Annotated in this window: 15 protein-coding genes, 1 tRNA gene and 1 pseudogene; 3 read left to right on the forward strand and 14 right to left on the reverse strand. The window is 54.5% G+C overall.

Annotated features, from left to right (window positions below; all coding sequences use genetic code 11):
• Positions 1-71: 71 nt before the first annotated feature.
• Entirely contained in the window at positions 72-1031 is a 960-nt protein-coding gene (locus HBM95_14395) for a zinc-binding alcohol dehydrogenase family protein (protein ID NIH44117.1), read from the reverse strand.
• Between the two features lie 45 nt (positions 1032-1076).
• Complete coding sequence (locus tag HBM95_14400) at positions 1077-1466, reverse strand: RidA family protein (GenBank protein ID NIH44118.1); 390 nt, start codon at positions 1464-1466, stop codon at positions 1077-1079.
• A 140-nt stretch (positions 1467-1606) separates the two neighbouring features.
• On the opposite strand from HBM95_14400, the gene HBM95_14405 reads away from it, so the two are divergent.
• Positions 1607-2527, forward strand: coding sequence for a LysR family transcriptional regulator (locus tag HBM95_14405; protein NIH44119.1), 921 nt, complete (start codon positions 1607-1609; stop codon positions 2525-2527).
• 160 nt (positions 2528-2687) lie between these two features.
• Here HBM95_14405 and HBM95_14410 read toward each other — a convergent pair whose 3' ends face one another.
• From HBM95_14410 to nac, 3 genes are all read right to left on the reverse strand, one after another.
• Positions 2688-3974 carry a hypothetical protein gene (locus HBM95_14410; protein NIH44120.1) on the reverse strand — a complete coding sequence of 429 codons (1287 nt, stop codon included), beginning with the start codon at positions 3972-3974 and terminating at the stop codon, positions 2688-2690.
• A 163-nt stretch (positions 3975-4137) separates the two neighbouring features.
• Positions 4138-5088, reverse strand: a complete 951-nt coding sequence (gene cbl / locus HBM95_14415; GenBank protein NIH44121.1) for an HTH-type transcriptional regulator Cbl — start codon at positions 5086-5088, stop codon at positions 4138-4140.
• A gap of 96 nt (positions 5089-5184) precedes the next feature.
• Positions 5185-6102 (reverse strand): nitrogen assimilation transcriptional regulator, encoded by a 918-nt coding sequence (nac, locus tag HBM95_14420; protein NIH44122.1) that lies wholly within the window; start codon positions 6100-6102, stop codon positions 5185-5187.
• A gap of 320 nt (positions 6103-6422) precedes the next feature.
• Here nac and HBM95_14425 point away from each other — a divergent pair.
• A tRNA-Asn gene (locus HBM95_14425) sits at positions 6423-6498 on the forward strand.
• 136 nt (positions 6499-6634) lie between these two features.
• Here HBM95_14425 and ldtA read toward each other — a convergent pair.
• Entirely contained in the window at positions 6635-7531 is an 897-nt protein-coding gene (gene ldtA, locus HBM95_14430; protein NIH44123.1) for a L,D-transpeptidase, read from the reverse strand.
• Between the two features lie 164 nt (positions 7532-7695).
• On the opposite strand from ldtA, the gene HBM95_14435 reads away from it, so the two are divergent.
• Complete coding sequence (locus HBM95_14435; protein NIH44124.1) at positions 7696-8589, forward strand: LysR family transcriptional regulator; 894 nt, start codon at positions 7696-7698, stop codon at positions 8587-8589.
• Here HBM95_14435 and HBM95_14440 read toward each other — a convergent pair.
• From HBM95_14440 to HBM95_14475, 8 genes and pseudogenes are all read right to left on the reverse strand, one after another.
• Positions 8555-9448 carry a hypothetical protein gene (locus HBM95_14440; protein ID NIH44125.1) on the reverse strand — a complete coding sequence of 298 codons (894 nt, stop codon included), beginning with the start codon at positions 9446-9448 and terminating at the stop codon, positions 8555-8557. The genes HBM95_14435 and HBM95_14440 overlap by 35 nt on opposite strands.
• Positions 9445-10113 (reverse strand): RraA family protein, encoded by a 669-nt coding sequence (locus HBM95_14445; protein ID NIH44126.1) that lies wholly within the window; start codon positions 10111-10113, stop codon positions 9445-9447. Before HBM95_14445 ends, HBM95_14440 begins: the two co-directional genes overlap by 4 nt.
• A 7-nt stretch (positions 10114-10120) precedes the next feature.
• A pseudogene (locus HBM95_14450) lies at positions 10121-12281 on the reverse strand (isocitrate/isopropylmalate dehydrogenase family protein).
• A complete protein-coding gene (locus HBM95_14455) occupies positions 12278-12994 on the reverse strand; it encodes a hypothetical protein (protein ID NIH44127.1) in 717 nt (238 codons plus the stop codon). Before HBM95_14455 ends, HBM95_14450 begins: the two are co-directional and overlap by 4 nt.
• A complete protein-coding gene (locus HBM95_14460; protein ID NIH44128.1) occupies positions 12991-13932 on the reverse strand; it encodes a 3-hydroxy-3-methylglutaryl-CoA lyase in 942 nt (313 codons plus the stop codon). Before HBM95_14460 ends, HBM95_14455 begins: the two co-directional genes overlap by 4 nt.
• Positions 13925-15142 (reverse strand): multidrug effflux MFS transporter, encoded by a 1218-nt coding sequence (locus HBM95_14465; GenBank protein ID NIH44129.1) that lies wholly within the window; start codon positions 15140-15142, stop codon positions 13925-13927. The genes HBM95_14460 and HBM95_14465 overlap by 8 nt, the downstream gene beginning before the upstream one ends.
• Before the next feature lie 197 nt (positions 15143-15339).
• Positions 15340-18033 (reverse strand): cation-transporting P-type ATPase, encoded by a 2694-nt coding sequence (locus tag HBM95_14470; protein NIH44130.1) that lies wholly within the window; start codon positions 18031-18033, stop codon positions 15340-15342.
• Between the two features lie 47 nt (positions 18034-18080).
• Positions 18081-18512, reverse strand: coding sequence for a universal stress protein (locus tag HBM95_14475; protein NIH44131.1), 432 nt, complete (start codon positions 18510-18512; stop codon positions 18081-18083).
• Between the last annotated feature and the right edge of the window lie 286 nt (positions 18513-18798).

Below are 18798 nucleotides of genomic sequence, written 5' to 3' on the forward strand. Positions count from 1 at the left end.
AAGTTAGTACCATTCGCAAACCCCTTCTCATATAGTCCTGACGCCACTCACTCATACTAGTCAAACGCGCCTCATGGCTTCATAACAACACGGCCAAGCGGTTTCGCTGTCTCAGCGTATTCATGGGCCTCGGCGGCGTTAGCCAGGGGGAAGATGCGATCAATGACAACCCTGATGTGCCCTTCTGCCACAGCCTGCAACATCTCGTCCACGCTTGCCCGGACCTCAGGCCTTTCAAAAAGTGGCCCCATGAATACCCCCATGAGCGTCTGGTTAGACTGCATCGCCGGCCACAAGTCGGCTGTCAGGCTGCCACCGCCCGCATTACCGACGAAGACGAGGCGTCCATCCGGCGCGAGTGCAGAGAGCGAGGCAGGCAACGTCGTCCCCACCGGGTCGATGACGAGGTCAACACCGGTGCCGTGGGTGACCTGCCGGACACTGTCCACGACGTCACTCTTTGCACGATCCACGACATGATCGGCACCCAATTCAAGCAACCGGCTTCTTCGCTGCGTTCCGCTTGCCACGGCGATGACCCTCGCGCCCGCCTGTGAGGCAAGCTGAACGGCCGCGAGCCCCACGCCCCCAGCTGCTGCCTGAATCAGAACGGTTTCTCCGTGCCGGAGCATGCCTCGTGTGAACAGGCAATGATGTGCGGTTCCAAAAGAGATCGGTACCACCGCCGCGTCTGCTGCATCCACCCCTTCCGGGATAAGCCAGGTGCGTTCCGCGGGCACGGCCCAACGTTCCGCATGTGATCCCTGCATGCTAAAAGCCGTCACTCTGTCCCCAACCCTGCGGTTACGGACTTTCGATCCGACGGCAACAACTGTCCCCGCGGCCGCGTACCCGACGATCCATGAAGGAAGAGGCGGCGGAGTTGAGCGACGGTTGATCAGATCTCCCCCTTCAATCGAGATAGCCTCGACAGAAATCAGGATATCGTCAGGCCCGGCGACCGGATCCGGGACGTCGACATACTGCAGGACGCCGGGAGCGCCTTCCACGTCATAAACCGCTGCTTTCATCAGTTTTCCTCTGTCTTTTTTCGACCGGCGGAAAGACCCATAACCCTAGGGCAGCCTTGCAATCACCTTAATCTCAAACTGGAATCCGTACAGCCACGTCACGCCGATTCCGGTTAACGTAGGGTAAGGCGCGTCCCCCCAGTATTCTGGCAGAACACTCCAGATAGCGTCGAGGTTTGACTCGGGATCGACAACAAAAAGGGTAACGTCAACCACGTCATCGAACGTGCAGCCCGCAGCCGTGAGAACAGCATTAAGATTATCGAATGCCAGCCGGATCTGCGCTTTGAGAACCTCTTCAGGCGAACCATCCTCCCGGCTACCCACCTGTCCCGAAACAAACAGGAAGCCGTTAGATTTGATGGCGGGTGAATACCGATTGCGCTCATAGAGCGCCTGGCGTCCGAAGGGAAAAACGGCTTCGCGTGTTGTCATGTTAGTACCTTTGTAATGGGGCGAAATCTGCCCGGTGAACATAGAGACACTCTAAGGTGCTAGAGCGGAGGGATAAACAGGCGACTTTGTCCATCATTGTTTGTAATATCCAAACAATCGGTGAAGTGAGAGGATGATGGATGGATCGTTTTGATGCGATGCGCGCCTTTGCTCGCGTGGTGGAGGCAGGCAGCTTCACAAAGGCTGCCCAAACGCTCCATATGAGCAAAACCACGGTGACTCAGCTGATTCAGCAGCTGGAAGCGCGCCTGCGCGTCAAGCTGCTCCATCGCACTACCCGCAGGCTCGGCGTCACGCCTGATGGCGCGGTCTACTACGAGCGCGTCATCCGCCTGCTGGCGGACATGGAGGATGCTGAAAACAGCCTCTCCAGTTCGGCGATGACGCCCCGGGGACGGCTACGGGTGGATGTGCCCACGCCTCTCGCCCGCTTCGTGCTGGTGCCCGCGCTACCGGCTTTCCACGCGCGCTATCCTGATATCCAGTTCGATATGGGCGTGAGTGACCGGGTGGTGGATCTGATCGGCGACAACGTGGATTGCGTCCTGCGGGGCGGTGAAATCAGCGACCAGTCCCTGATCGCGCGCCATGTCGGCGATTTGCCAATCGATGTTTACGTCGCACCGGGTTATGTGGAACGCCTCGGTGCCCCTGCGCATCCGCGAGAGCTGGAAAACACGGACCATCTCATCGTGGGATTCTTGTCCTCACGCACCGGTAAGATAGACCCTCTGGTACTGCACCGCGAGAGTGAACGTATTGAAATCAAGGCCAGCTATGTACTGGCAGTAGATGATGGCAATGCCTACCTCGAAGCTGGGCTAGCGGGATTAGGCGTGATTGCGCTACCAGTCTATATGGCGGCAGCACATCAGGCTCGTGGTGACTTGATTCCGCTATTTGAACAATGGCGTATTGCTCCAATGCCCCTGTATCTGGCATTTCCGCCGAACCGCCATGTCAACGCGAGGCTGCGCGTTTTTATTGAATGGATCGTAGAATTGATGCGGCAGCATGTCCCCACTTCTACCATTAAGTGACTACATCTATTCGCTCATCACCGCCGATTGGTGGTCATTCAGGCGGTTTTGACAGAAAGGGAAATATTTATTTGTCTGTTACTGGCAAAGTCGAACCCATTCAGAGGAGCCATTTTTGAAAAGCCTGCTTTTGAAGCCGGCATTTTGCATCTTTGACTCACTAATAGTTACCAAGCGGATTCTTTTCACAGGCAATACCGCAAATGCCCTCAAGTTCGGCTTCGAGTGTTTTAACCAACGATTGAAGATAGTCTGGCCCTTCCTGATACTGACGACGTTGTAACTGGTATTCTTCGGTAGAGAGCAAAGTTAATCGTTCTTTGACTCGCTCACCGCATGACGCTATCTCTTCAATAAAATCAATATCATAAAATGGAAGAATTTCTTTAGTTTTGTTATTAAAAACGATGACTTTGACGCTATGAGCATCCAGAACTTCAATGAATTTTTTATCACAGGTTAAGATTGCGGGAAAAAAGAATGCCGCGTTTTTATCAATATTTAAGGTAATAACAAATTCGAGAAAGCGCTGATGGCGAAGATCCCAGGCCATACCTCTAACGTACTCCCAAAATCCCGCCGTATTACGGTTCACTTTGTGAAAAAAGGCTTCCTTACAACCATTTTCAAAAAAACGCTTAGCGAGCAAAATCTCTCTAATGCCAAAGAAATGGGCTTCATTGTGAGTAAATTCTAGCAGTTCGAGTAATTTTTCCTGCACCTGCTTAGCACTTGTTTTTGGGTTCCGCAGGTGAATCGCGCACATTTTTAACACATATACATATAAGCGATTATAGTCACGAGCCAGCACTTCCATTAGCGACTTATTTATAAACTCATAATTTTTACGTGCCATATATTGCTGCGTTTTAGCTATAATTTCCTGTTCAGACACATTAAATTTTAACTGCCTATGCTGCTGCCAAGCCGCAACATCCAGGTTGCGTAACATCTCATAAGCTCGAATGCGTTCGAAGATTTTTTCCTGTTTATTGAGATCGCTAAAATTACAAAGATTTTCGAGTTCATACAGCAAAGGATCAACATTGACTTCCTCTCTGGCGATGAAGTCAAAAATTTCTTCAAAATCATCGGGAAGTCGCGATCTTTGCCCTTCAAAGAAAGGCTTAAGATAACTTAATACCTGCGTATCGAGCGAGATAGAATAGTCGATGGGAAATGTAACGCGGTTACCAGAGATAAACATTTCTCTGAATATGTCTGGTGTAAGAATAAACACATGCGGCGTTTTGAATAAGCTACGCACGGCAGAACCACTGCTGAAGTTCCTGTTAACCGATAAGCCCGGAGTCGCACCTTTCTCCGCTGAAAAAATGAAGGTATAATCGTCAAGATAGTGGTAATAGAGTGCATATTGTTGAACAGCTGCCTCAAGATTTCCTGAGTGGCAGATATCATAAATAAAATCATGAATAACATTTGCCATTGTGCCCTCCCGGCATCGACGTAGCCTCCATTTTTAACACGCCTAAGCTTTTGCTATCAATATATTCAGTATTTATTCCTGCATGCATACTTCATAAAATTTATGCCGCGATACTAACGCACCGGGCATAAACGATAACAGACTGCTTGTCTAAGTTGGATTATTAAATCTGATAATCAATCGCCACTTCTTCCGGCTCCATCACCTGGCGTTTAATCTCATCCACCGACAGCCCGGCGTTGCAGAGCTCAATAAAACGCCACACATAGTTGCGCTGCAGCTGCCCGCGCTTCAGACCTAGCCATACGGTATTGGCGTCAAACAGGTGACGCGTATCCAAACGCACCAGGTTCCCGTCTTCGCGTTCGCCGCTGGACTGTTCCGCCACCAGGCCAATGCCCAAACCCAGCTCGACGTAGGTTTTGATGACATCAGAATCCTGCGCACTCAGCACCACGTCCGGCGTTAGTCCTTTGCGGTTGAAGGCCTCGTCTATGCGCGAACGTCCGGTGATCCCCTGGCGGTATGTGATCAGCGGCCATTTCGCAACGTCTTCCAGCGTCAGGGGAGAGACCTGATTCAGCGGATGATCGACCGGAAGCAATAAGCTGTGGTACCAGCGGAACCAGGGGAAGGCCACCAGCAGCGGGTCGTTGCTCAGGCGTTCGCTGGCAATGCCGATATCCGCCCCGCCGTTTTGCAGCAGCACTTCAATTTCCTGCGGCGTGCCCTGGATGAGCTCCAGACGGACGTCGGGGAAAAGTTCGCGGAAGGCTTTAATCACCGGCGGCAGGCTGTAGCGCGCCTGGGTGTGGGTGGTGGCGATGGTGAGTACGCCCGAGGCGTCATTGGTGAAGAGATCCGCCAGACGACGCACGTTGCTGGCCTCGTTAAGGATACGCTCAGCAATGGTCAACAACGCTTTGCCCGGCTCAGTCATGCCGAGCAGACGCTTGCCGCGGCGGATAAAGATCTCTATGCCCAGTTCCTCCTCCAGCTCGCGGATATGGCGGCTGACACCGGACTGGGAGGTATAAAGCATATTGGCGACCTCGGTCAGGTTGTAGTCCCGCCTGGCCGCCTCACGGATAATTTTAAGCTGCTGGAAATTCACGATTCACTCCGGCACATCTGACATAGCTCTATTGTTAGAGTCAGCTGCGCTGCAGAACAAATAATAAAAACCAGCATCTTATGCTTTTATGGAATATCAGCTCACGAGCTGGAGTTCCCGGTTCTCAAGCGACGGCTTGCTGACCAGCGACATCAAAATCTCTTTTACCGCCTGCGCCTGCGGCGACAGCGAACCGCGCGCGGACATATTCAGCGACAGCGGGAGGCTCATTGACGGCGTGGTGATGCGCGCCATCCAGCCGTTCGCCGCGCTGCACAGCGAACGCGCGGCGGATTCGGGCAGTACGGTGACGCCCATTCCGCTGGCAATGGCCGCGGTCAGCGTGGAGATCGAGTCAATTTCACCGATGATTTTGGCCGTCAGGCGGCGCAGGGAAAAAGCTTCGTCCACGCGCACGCGCACGGCGCTGTAGTCGCGCGGCAGATAGAGGTTCATCTCTGCCACGGCGGTGAGGTCTACGCTCTGGCCCGGACAGTCGCGGGTGCCCACAAGGTAGAGATCTTCCTTCAGCAACGGCTGGCTGGTGATCCCGGCGACCGGAGAGCGATCGTAAAGCACCGCCATGTCCAGCTGGCCGTTCAGCAGCTTGTCGTTCAGGACGGAACCGCTGTTTTCGTGCAGGTACACCAGCACCTCAGGCAGCTCAGCGCGGACGGCCTGCAGCAGCGGCATGGTAATAGAGGACGCGGCCGTTCCCGGCGCCAGGCCAATAGACACGTGTCCGCTCAGGGTCTGGCCCACGTTATTCACCGCCAGCTGCGCCTGTTCACACTGGCGAAGGATGGTGCGCGCATGGGTATAAAGGATCTTGCCTGCTTCCGTTGGCGTGACGCCGCGTTTGGTGCGGATCAGCAACTGCTGATCCATCTCGCCTTCCAGAGTAGCCACCTGCTGGCTCAGCGCGGGCTGCGCGATGTGCAGCACTTCTGCCGCTTGAGTCAGGCTGCCGATATCGACGATTTTCACGAAGTATTTCAGTCGTCTTAAGTTCATTTTGCCCCCTGTTCGAAATGCTTTGCCGGAACCGGCTGTCGTTGTTGAACAGGTTTTGCAATATGAATGCCACTTTTACCATACAGTCTGAATTGGCCGCTAAGCGCCTGAAAATAAGGAAACCTAATCATGGGGTGTGGTTTTATTACTGAAACAGCAGTTTATGATCTGCCCCATTAGAGGTATTTCCGCACCAAAGCGGTGCATTCCGCTGTCAAAAACATCACTTTGCCGATTTTGTCAGCAAACGATCAAAAGGCGTTAATCCACCCTTTGACAAGCCGAACGCAGGTCGATAATATGCGCCCCGTTCACACGATTCCTCTGTAGTTCAGTCGGTAGAACGGCGGACTGTTAATCCGTATGTCACTGGTTCGAGTCCAGTCAGAGGAGCCAAATTTGAAAAGCCTGCTTTTAAAGCAGGCTTTTTGCTTTTCGGCATCTGGAAAGATTGCCCGGTGGCGCTGCGCTTACCGGGCCTACTTGTCCCGTAGGTCGGGTAAGGCGCAGCCGCCACCCGACTAACATGCCCTCAGTTGCCCAGCTTAACCGGCATCCCCGACCGCCGTTCCAGTTCGGCGCCCGCGCCCTCGTTTATCAGCTGCGTTCTCTGCGCGGCTGAAATGGGCAGAGGCACTTTCCGGGTTGACTCAAATTCCGCGCGGTTACGTGATAATGGCTCGTGAACCTCCACCCACCGGCTGCCGTCCGGCTCCGTGGTCATCTTTACGGGCCGATCGATAAGCTGCACGCGGGTGCCTACGGGAACGTTATCGAAAAGGTATTTAATGTCGTTGTTACGCAGACGAATACAGCCCTGGCTCACCCGCAGCCCGATGCCGAAATTCGAGTTTGTGCCGTGAATGGCGTACAGCCTGCCGATATAAATCGCATACAGCCCCATCGGGTTATCCGGCCCGGCGGGCACGAAGGCCGGGAGCGTTTTACCCTCTGCCGCATAGGCACGGCGCGTGTTGGGCGTAGGAGACCAGGTTGGTCCCTCCTGCTTGCGCTCAACCGCCGTCACCCAGTTACGCGGAGTCTCGCGCCCGGCCTGACCGATGCCGATGGGCAACACTTCCACCGTATTGCTGCCCGGCGGGTAATAGTAGAGACGCATTTCCGCCACGTTCACGACAATCCCCTCGCGGACGGTATCGGGTAAAATCAGCTGCTGGGGAATAGTTAAGGTCGTTCCGGCTTTTGGTAAAAAAGGATCCACGCCCGGGTTCGCTTCCAGCATGTTGCTCAGCCCCAGGCCGTGCTGGGCGGCAAAGTACTCCAGAGGCAGGGTATTTCCCTCGGGGACCACAACCGTAACGGGGTTGCCGACAAGACGACTGCCTTCAGGCGGCAGCGGGTACGTAACAGCCAGCGCACCGGGCGTTACGGCAGCAAGCATCAGCGCGAGCGAGAATAAGCGAATCATAGTTTCCCTGCGATAAAACGAATGGTCACAGGCTAACTATAACTGCCCGCTGCGAAATTTGTCAGAATAGTCACGTGGCGATAACGCTTTGCGAGAAAAACCAGCACAACATGCTGATGAAATAATGCGAGAATAGTGATACCAGACCGGGTCAGGAGGACACAATGCTGGAAAATATGAAAGCCTTCAGAATGGTCGTAGAGTGTCAGGGGTTCCGCGCCGCCGCGATGGCCATGAAACTCTCCCCGGCCATGATCAGCCGCAGAATTGAAAAGCTGGAAAGCGAGGTGAATGCGCAGCTGATTAAACGCAATTCACGTCGCATTTCTCTGACGACGGCCGGTGAGCAATTTTACCAGCGCTGCCTGCTCATTATTGATGAATATGAATCCTGCCTCAGGGATGTCAAAAGCCTCAGTAACGAAATCGGCGGAAATCTCAAAGTGGGTATCCCCCATTCCATCAGCAATCAGCACGTTATTCCGCACCTTGGCGCCTTCCTGGAACGCTATCCCAATCTGAAGCTGGATATCGTGACCGGCAATCACTGTATGGAGCTTTTCAGCCACGGCTTCGATCTGGCGCTGCAGTGTGGCCCACTGCCCGACAGCAACCTCTACTACACGCTGATTGGCTACTGGCGAAAATACACCTGTCTTTCACGCTCCTACGCGCAGCAGCACGGTATTCCGCAGCATCCTGACGATCTGCGCCAGCATACCTGTCTCCTGCATTTTGATAACCACCGCCGCAGCTGGAAGTTTGTGATTGACGATGAGCTGGTTGAAATCCGCCCTCATTACGTCTCCAGAGTGAGTAACAGCCTCGACCTGTGCAATATGGTGCATCACGGGTTAGGGATCTGTTACCTGCCGGAATTCACCGTGAGAGCGGGAATGGAATCAGGAGAAATCATCACCGCCCTTGACGCGTTTATGCCTGCCCCTCTTCCCATGTATGTGGTGCATATCAATCCTCATCCCTCCCCCAAGGAACAGGCATTTATTGATTTCCTCCGCACGCTTAACCTGGCAACGGCCCCGGCGCCAGCATCCTGAGCGGGTTCAGCAGCGTGATCTCCTCAATGCGCGCCGCATCCAATCCGGCCTCTCTGAACCAGCGGTGGCTGTCCTCCAGCCACTCGCCGATGTCGGGCTGGCCCGGCTGGCCCAGATCCGAGCTGTAAACCAGGTTATGCACTCCCGTCAGCACCTCACAGAGATCGTCGAGGGGCTGATAGCCTAAATAGACCGTCAGGGCGCACTGCTCCACAAAGAGCCACTCATGTTCGCCGAGCGCGCGCAGTTCCCGGGCGGTAAATCCCGTCATCGGATTCGCCGGCTGGTTCAGCATCAGCCTGCAGCCGCCCACTCGCTCAACGGCCTCAATCAGACGCAGCGTTTGGTCTTTCGTCGCATGTCCTGAGGAGATCACAATGTCATGGTGCCGGGCAAAGTGAATGAGCGTTTTTACGCCTGAACGCAGTTCACCCGCCTCATCAGCAATCGAGAGCGGCTGCCCGGCGAAATGCCGGGCGTACTCGTTGCTGAACGTTCGGGATAACCCGCTTTTATGCGCCGTTGGAACCACGGTCGGCAAGTGCACCAGCAGCCTGGGCGCACCCTCAAACTGATACTGGCTCAGCGCCTGGCGGACGGCGTTAAGGTTTATCCCCCCGGCGGCGGCATTCAGCACGACCGAGCCAAAGACGGGCAGACCTTGCTCCTGCATTGCCGATGCCAGCGCGCTGACGCTTCCCAGATGGTTCTTAAGCACCACGCCCCCCTGATACTGCGCGTAGCGTTCTCCGGCCTCCATGGCGGAGTAACGCCGCTGGTAGCTATCCGGGCGCGCGTGATAGTGCACGTCCAGAAAGCGCAAACGGGACGCCCAATAGTCAAAAAACGGCCGCGTCATGCTTTTGCTTCCCAGGGCACATGGTAACCCAGCGTTTGTCGGGCTACGTCGAGCGAGGTGCCTTCACGAACTGCGTTGATGATCTCACGCTCCGTTTTTTCTACGTTTTCTGCCCGACGGATCACCTCCTCCAGCTGCTCAGCGGGGATCGCCAGAACGCCATTCTCATCGCCGAAAATCCAGTCGCCAGGGCAGACCGTTACCCCTTCAATCTGCAGCGCGCACTGCACCGCAGTGACCCGCGCACGGTTCTTGCCGGAAACCATATAGATGTTGCTGGCGTACAGCGGGTAATTCATCTGACGAATGTCTGCAATGTCCCTGGCTGAGCCGTAGATGACGGACCCGGCGATGCCTTTAAGCACGGCTTTGGTGGTCAGAATATTGCCCCAGCTGGTGCAGTCCGTACGGCCGCCATTGTCCACAACGATGACCGCGCCAGCCGGAACCCGATCGATATAGTTCCCGGCATTCATGAACTGATTTTTCTCCGCCACGCAGGCTTCATATTTTACGGTCCAGGCAGGTCCCGCCAGCTTACTGCCCCCGGCCTGCAGCTTAATGCCCGCAAGGCCTCCCGCAATGTATAAACTGTCCAGCGCGTCCGAAACGGCCGCCGTGTCCAGCGCCAGCAGGCGCGACTGAAGCGTTGATTGAGTCGTCATTGTCGAATTATCCATGCTGTGTTGTCAGGGTTTTTAAGGCGCACCAGGCGGCATATTCCGGCAGGGTTTGCGCGAGCAGTGTTCTGTTCACTGGAAACGTCATCTGATGCGCCTGACCATCTTGATGACGAACCGACAGGGTCATTTTCCCCAGCCGTGCGTCGCTGTTCAGAAGCTCCGAGAGCGACGGGCTGACCGTCACATCCATCTGCACCGTCAGCTCTCCCTGGCGCGGCAGGCCCCCGGCAGGCAAATACGCTGAGAGCGCTGCATCTGGCGTATGCCAGCGGATACTGCACGCATCCCGCAGTATTTCGCCCGCCGTTTTATTACGTTTGCTCACCAGATAGGGACGCAGCGCGCTGTCCAGACTTTGCCTCACCGGAAGCGGTAAAGGCCGGTGTGCAGGGGTTTCGATCTGCACAATGACGTAAGGGCTTTTCCATAAAAAATGACTGTCCCAGTCGGTAGAGGTGGCCAGCGCATTGACGATAGAACCGACCTCGCTCTCGCTGATCCCGATCAGGGTCCAGCAGTGCTTTTGCCTTTCAGGCCCGGTATCTTTGTTATTTGCTAATGCCTCTTCCAGCATCGGCAGCGCCTGGGAAGGCGGCCCGGGCAGAACCACCAGCTGGCTTCCCGCCACGCATGCGCTGAAACCTGGAGCGGTGCCGCAAGCGTTATCCAGAATGGAAGCGTCCTCGGGGAAACGCGCCTGAAGACGGTTTGAAGGATCGCTTTTCACCCCGAACGTCACGAGACGACTCTCAATGGTTTTCCACGTCTCTTCGTCGTGCACAAGCGGCTTGCTCAGAACCTGAGCAATGGCCTCGCGGGTTTTATCGTCAGAGGTTGGGCCAAGGCCGCCACACACCACAATGAGATCGTCCTGCCCGATACGCCCTGTTACCACCGAGCTTATCTGCGGGATGTTGTCTGCGCAGGTCGCCTGAAATTTGACACGGTAGTGCGCCTTTTCAAGGCATTGACTGATAGCCTGCTGGTTCGTGTTAAGGCATTGCCCGGACAAGAGCTCATCACCAATCGCAATCACGCTGGCCGTTTTAGCGATGGCTGGCTGAACCAGGGCGTCGATTATCGCCTTTGCCATCTCCTCCGTTGTCGCCGGACCGCCTAAATCGTAGGTCGCCACCTTCCCCTCACGAACAACGCGATCGACAGCCTGCTGCAGTTTTTCCGCCTGCGCCTCAAAGCCGAGGTACGCCAGCATTAGCGCAATTGTGTAGAACATCGCACACGGATTGGCTTTTCCCTGCCCCGCCATCCCCGGCGCTGCCGTGTACCGGTTCAAAATAGGCCACCTCGCTGCCAATGTTGGCGCTGGGCGCCAGGCCAAGCCCGCCCATCACGCCGGCGGCCAGATCCGACAAGATATCGCCAAACATATTTTCCGCGACAATCACGCCAAATTCGTGAGGCTTACGCACCAGCCAGAGGGCAATCGCATCCACGTTGTGAATATCTGCCCGAATGTCAGGGAAGTGCGCGGCCACTTCCTGAAAGATTGTTGCCGCAAAATGACCGCTTTCGCGCATGACGTTGGGTTTATCGGCAAACGTGACGCGTGAAAAGCGGTGTTGGCGGGCATAGTCAAAGGCCGTCTGAAACAGGCGCTCCAGGCCGTAGCGCGTTTGCAGACGCACTGACCATGCCGCCTCTTCCGGGCCATATTTTTCGAGATTCGGGTGTTTAAGCCAGCTGGCCACGTTCTCACCGACACCTTTAAAATCCATACCGGCGTACAGCCCCTCGGTATTTTCCCGAATCACACAGCAGCGGAAAGGACGGCGATCTCCCGTCACGTATTTCACCGGGCGGATGTTGGCATAGAGCCCAAGCCGCTGACGGAGCTGAATCACCGGTGAAACATACTCAATGCCTTTCTGCTGGAGCGCGACGGGCAGCGCCTGCTGAGCCTGCACTTTCCCCTTGCTGGTGATGGCGCCCAGCAGTACCGCGTCCGCCTCAGCAATCTGTTCCCAGGTACGTGCCGGCACAGGATTGCCCTCGCGTTCCCAGCAGGACCAGCCTATTTCACCAAAGGTCAGGCTGATGGGGAGATCCAGCGCACCGATAACGGGCAGCGCAGCGTCGCAAACCTCCTGACCAATACCGTCTCCCGGCAAAACCAGAACATTTTTTTTCATAAGGTATCGATCCATTCGTTGAGCAGCGCATTCACCGCAGCGGGATTGTCATTCCACGGACGCATCCCCGCGCCGGGGATACGTTTGTAATAGTGCTGGGTTCGGGGGCTGTGGGTCTGGTTTTCCCATGAGGCCAGCTGGGATTTTTCACCCACAATCGCAAGATAGTTACCGTCATAGGCGGCAATATCCGCGCGGGCATCCATCTTTAACAGCAGTGAGAAGCCGGTGAGCATGCGTTTAATCGCCGCCATTTTCTCTGCATCTGGCAGGGAAAATTTTTCCTGCGGCGCAGGCTGACCTTCGGGCAGGACGTAGTGATGCAGAATATCCATGGCCGAACCGAGTTCACCTTTTTCAAGCAGTGCGATGAGACGCACCAGCCGCTGCGTTAATTTCTCGTCGGCAAAACCGGGGGCGCTCACGCTCATGACGCCCGCTACGCCGCGCAAACGGTGCGCCAGCAGCTGCACCAGCGTGCCCGCCATCGCAAACCCCACCAGCAGCCAGGGGCGTTTGACCTGGGCATTTAGCTTCTGGCAAAGCGCGTCAATCGCGCTCTGCGGATCGTCGTGCGTAATCAGGCTCAACGTATCGACGATGGTGACGGAAAAACCTTTTTCTTCGAGCAAGGTAACCAGCGGAGCGCAAAATGCCCCGCCGTCCCAGGCAGGCATGACCGGTGCCAGTATCACCGCATCCTGTAACTTCATGCTGCGGTCCCTGTGATCACGTTTTCAATAGCGCTGAAGACACGCTGACTCTCTGTCGTCAATGACTCTTCAACCATTTTCCGGTTCTCCACGCTGAGATTTTTCACCCCAAGGATCATATCCACTACGCTGCGGTAAGAGGCGTTGTAAAATTCCTTCGAAACCAGCTGATGCACCTGATTAAATATCCACTCCGTGTGATAACGTTCTTTGCCTTCGTTGAAATTACACAGCGACAGCCAGATTTCCATCGCCAGATTTCCCGCCCCTTTTCCCATGCCGGTCAGGGAGCTATCAATAAAGGTCGCGCCGGCCTTTACGGCCTCAATGGAGTTTGCCATTGCCAGCCCCAGGTTATCGTGGGCATGGAATCCCACCTCAAGCGGCGTTGCGCATTTAAGCAGGTTAACCAGGCGGGCGGTCTGTTCAGGCCGCAGGCTGCCGTTAGAATCCGCAATGCAAATAATATCGGCCCCGGCGTTCTCACACTGCAATGCCACGTCAACAAGCGTCTTCGCGTTAATTTGGCTGGCGCGCGTAAAGTTCATGCTCACGCGCAGGCCATTTTCTTTCGCCACCTCACACAGTTCCAGCGCGGGTTGGGGATTGTCGGTTTTAATACAGAGCCGAAGCAGCGCAACGCCACATTCCCGCAGGCGAATAATATCCTGCCGGGTAATATTATGGGGGTGGGCAATGACAACTAATTTCGCTTCGGGCACGGCATCATGAATTGCCTGAATATAATTATCAGGCGACATTCCGGTTAAACCAATATCCGCGATGGGTTTAAATGAACCGTTTCGGTAACCTATTTCAATCCATTCAACGCCACTGCCCACCAGTGCGCGCACATGCTTAATTGCGTAGTCTATAGGAAAGCTGAAATTGTTTTGATACCCGCCATCCCTTAATGTGACATCTATATTATTAATCATTGATATTACTCTCTTTACTGGAGAAAAATTCCATAAACCCATATTGACCAAAAACATATACAAGGAAACCAACAACGCAGACGCAGGCAATAATCAGCGCGGTCATGACGGGAGCATGGGCTGAAAGTTTTCCAATCAGGAAGGTTGCGAGCGCTGCGCTTCCGAGCTGTAAGGCCCCCATTACACCCGAAGCGGTACCCGACGCCTGCGGGTGCGCCGCGATGGCAGACGCCGTGCCCAACGGCAGCAGGAAGCCATTGCCAAAGGTCAGAATGCCGATGGAGAGAATGCTGGTAAACAAAGGTACAGGGCTTAAGTACATCTGAAGTGCAAAAATAATGCCGCCGAGGACAAATATGCGATACCCAAGGCGAATGGTCTCTTCAATACCCGCCTGACGAGATCTCTTCTTAGCGATCAGATTCCCCGCCACGTAGCTTACGGATAGCAGAATATAGGTGTAACCGATATAAAGCGGCGAAAGCCCGAGTTTGCCCAGCAAAAAGGGGGACTCTACGATATAGGAAAAATAGGCTGCATAAGCAAAACAGGGAATCGCGGCATAAAACAAAAACTGCCGGTTTCTTAACACCACAAGCGTATTGACCATGGCCGCCACCGCGCTCAGCTTTTGCCTTTTCTCAGGCGGTAAGGTTTCGCGCAGTGCGGTGAGGCACAGTCCCAGCGTCATGACGATAAACAAGGTCAAAAAGATAAAACAGGATTTCCAGCCGAAGTGTTGGGTTAACACGCCGCCGATCATGGGTGCAATGGCCGGCGACATACCCACAAAGGGAAATATGACAAGATAAAGCTGAGCCGAAGACTTCTTATCCAGCATGTCATTAATAATCGCCCGGCTGACGGTGATACCGGCGCAGGAGCCGATGCCCTGTAATAAGCGTAAAATAAGCAGCTCATTAATATGAGTAGAGTAAATAACGCCTACCGTCGAAACCAACCAGATTAACAGCCCCGCAATAAGCGTTTTCTTTCTCCCCAGACTGTCGCTTAACGGCCCGTACACCAGCTGTGAAAACGCAACGCCAAATAAAAACAGGGCGATTGCATCCTGTATTTGCGCCTCCGTGACCTTATAAAATAATTGCATTTCGCTCAGTGCAGGCAAAAAGATATCGGTAGATATTAATCCGCCCACGGACAGGCATGCAATTAATACCACCAGGGGCATAGATAGCGTTTTATTCATATTCGTATAAACCAGGAATTGGGGTAATACGAATTTATCGGAAGCGCTTCACAATGAGAACAATAATAAACTAAACGGTCTGTTGCACATTAGTAAACGAACGTTTTCTGTCGATAAGATAACGGTAGCGGCGCAACCATCAACCGCATGCGGCGGAAAAGAGAAAGCCTGGGCTCAGGCTTTCTCAGTTTACGCTATCACGCCTCGGTTTTGCGCCACCGGCGCGTCAGCACTTTCTCCGCCTCGACAATAAGGAACATCACAAAACCAATCAGGAAGGTGATGACCCAGTAGCGGAACGGCAGCGCTTCGGTGCCAAACAGCATCTGCATGAAGGGTGCGTAAATGATAAGAAGCTGTAGCGCCAGCAGTACGCCGCTCACGATCCAAATCCCTTTATTCGCCAGCAGGCCTTTGCTCAGCGAGAAGCCGTCATTAACGCGGCAGTTAAGCATGTAGAACCACTGCGCAGTGACCAGGGTTTGCAGCAGCACGGTGCGGATAAATTCCGCCGAGTAGCCGCGCGGCTGTAGCCAGGCTTCGAGCACGAAGGCGCTGATGGCAATCATCAGACCGACAAACACCACGCGCCAGATGGCATAGCCGTCCATCACATGGAGATTTGCCTTGCGCGGTGGCCGGTTCATGATGTCCTTCTCACCCGCTTCAAACGCCAGGCCAAACGACAGCGTTGCCGACGTCGCCATGTTCATCCACAGGATCAGGACAGGCGTCAGCGGGATCAGGTTCCCCGCCAGTAGCGCGATGATGATCAGCAGAGCCTGCGCGATGTTGCTGGGGATAACGAACAGAATGGTCTTTTTCAGGTTATCGTAAACCCGACGCCCCTCGTGCACCGCGCTGGCAATGGTGGCAAAGTTGTCATCCGTTAACACCATGTCGGCGGCTTCCTTGGTCACTTCCGTCCCCTTAATCCCCATGGCGATACCCACATCCGCCCGCTTGAGCGCTGGGGCATCATTTACGCCATCCCCGGTCATGCCCACGACTTCCTGTTTACTTTGCAGAGCCTGCACCAGGCGGAATTTATCCTCCGGGCTGGTTCGGGCGAAAATATCGTACTGCTGCGCGGCGTCGCTCAGCTGACGATCGTCCATCGCCTCCAGCTCACGTCCGGTGATAGCGCTTGCGGCGTTACCAATCCCCAACATTTGCCCAATGCTCATTGCCGTTTGCGGGTGGTCACCGGTGATCATTTTCACGCGGATCCCGGCCTGCAGACAGTCGGCAATGGCGGTAATGGCCTCCGGACGCGGCGGGTCCATCATCCCTGCAATACCCAGCAGGATCACGCCATCATGCAGGTCCGGATGATCCAGCTCGCGTTGCCCCTCGCGGGCAGGTTTCCAGGCCGCAGCCACCATGCGCAACCCTTCCCGGGCATACTCTTCAATTTTACCTTCCCAGTAAGGCTGATCGAACGGCTGCAGTCCGTCATTCGTCTGCTGGTACTGGCAGAGGCGGAACAGGACGTCCGGCGCGCCGGTGATTAAAATCGCCTCTTCATCGCCCAGCCGATAAAGCGTGGACATGTATTTATACTGCGAATCAAACGGGATTTTACTGCGCATTTCCGTCTCAAGCGGCGGGAGCGGAATTTTCGCTGCCAGCACCTTCAGCGCGCCCTCGGTTGGTCCCCCGGTGATTTTCCACAGCCCCTGCTCGTCTTTGATTAACTGGCTGTCATTGCAGAGGTCAATGGTGCGCAGGTAGCGTTCCAGCAGGGAACCCTGCGTCACGCTGACGGGCGTCGGGTCATCTACAGGGTGAATATTCCCCACCGGTTCGTAGCTGTCGCCCTCCACGCGATAGGTCGTATCAGCGGTAATCACCGCTTTGACCGTCATTTCATTCATCGTCAGGGTGCCGGTTTTATCCGAGCAGATGACCGTCATTGCGCCCAGCGTTTCCACCGTAGGCAGCTTGCGAATGATGGCCTTGCGACGCGCCATGGCCTGTACGCCAAGCGAAAGGATGATGGAAATGATGGCCGGCAGGCCTTCCGGCACGGCGGCAACGGCGAGGCTGATAAGCGACAGCACCAGTTCAGAAACCGGCATATCCCGGAACAGGAGGCTAAAGACAAACAGCGCCACCATCATCACCAGGATAGTGATGAAGATGGTCTTCCCGAGCTTATCCATCTGCACCATCAGCGGCGTGCGGTGCTTTTCAATGTCGGACATCATCTGATTGATGTGGCCAAGCTCGGTCTCGCCCCCGGTTGCCACCACCACGCCTTTACCGCCGCCGGAGCTGACGGTGGTACCTGAGTAGAGCAGATTATACCGGTCACCTAAAGGCAGTTCCCCGCTTAACGCATCGCTGTTTTTCTCAACAACGGTGGATTCGCCGGTCAGGATGGCCTCCTCCACGCGCAGGTTATGCGCTTCAATTACGCGCAGGTCCGCAGGGATACGATCCCCGGCGCGGATCACCACGATATCGCCAGGCACCAGCGCCGTTGTAGGGATCGTTTCATGATTCCCCTGCCGTACCACCACGGCTTCGCTCGAGAGCATATTGCGAATACTCTGCAACGATTTTTCAGCATTGCTCTCCTGAATATGGCCAATCAGCGCGTTGATGATGGCAACCCCAAGGATGACAAACATGTCTACCCAGTGCCCCATAAAGAGCTTAAGCAACGCGGCAACCAGCAATACGTAAATCAATACATCGTTAAAATGCGCCAGGAAGCGCAGCCAGCCGGGTTTACCCTTTTTTTGCGGTAACGCATTCTCACCATGCTGCTGAAGGCGGGCGGATGCCTCAGTGCCGCTAAGTCCTTCCGGGGTGGAGTGGATATTAGACAAGGTTTCGTCAACGGTTTGTTGATAGTACGGACGTTCAGGTTTTCCTGTTTTCATCGTTCCTTCCTCAGGTTCTATTCAGAAATCACCTTGCTTTCATGTAATTAACGAATAACGAAAACAGGAACGTGGGCGTAACGCACAATACTTGCCGCCTCTGACCCTAACAAATGGGTTTGAATATTTGGATTTCGAGAACCGACAATAATCGCGCCAGCAGCAAGTTCATCCGCCAGCTTAATAACCTCATCACGAACATTCCCGCTACGAACATGGAGATGAACACGTTCTTCCGGCAGATTCAATTTTTTGACCAGATCGGCCAGCTTTTCTTTCGCATTATTAATCATATATTCATCCATCTTGCGCGCATCTGAAATAAAACCACGCGTCAGTTCGGCTGAAAATTTGGGCATGACGTGAAGCAAATGAACGTCACCCGATGCGCTTTGTGCCAGAAACTGTGCATGCTGCAACGCTTTATCCGCCAGGCTTGTCTCGTAGACATCCACCGGAACGAGAATGTTTTTATACATATCGAGCATCCTTTTTTATAACCAACACGAGAGTGAGTGAAGCTAAAAAACGCATTAAATGCAGGGGGTTGCCATTAATGCCAGCTACGGTAAAAAGAGATGATTGATATTAAACGTAGCACAGGAATATCAGGTTTAGCGCGCCCCCACTGATAATGGTTATTTAACATTTCGCTTTTCGCCGACTATGCTCATAGTCAGCCACCGCTTCCGGCTCATGGAGGAATTTATGTATGGTTTAAGCCTGCTCCGCCTGGGTATGTTCATTGCGCTCGCCATTATCGCC

The sequence above is a fragment of the Enterobacter asburiae genome (assembly GCA_011754535.1).
GTDB lineage: Bacteria > Pseudomonadota > Gammaproteobacteria > Enterobacterales > Enterobacteriaceae > Enterobacter > Enterobacter cloacae_N.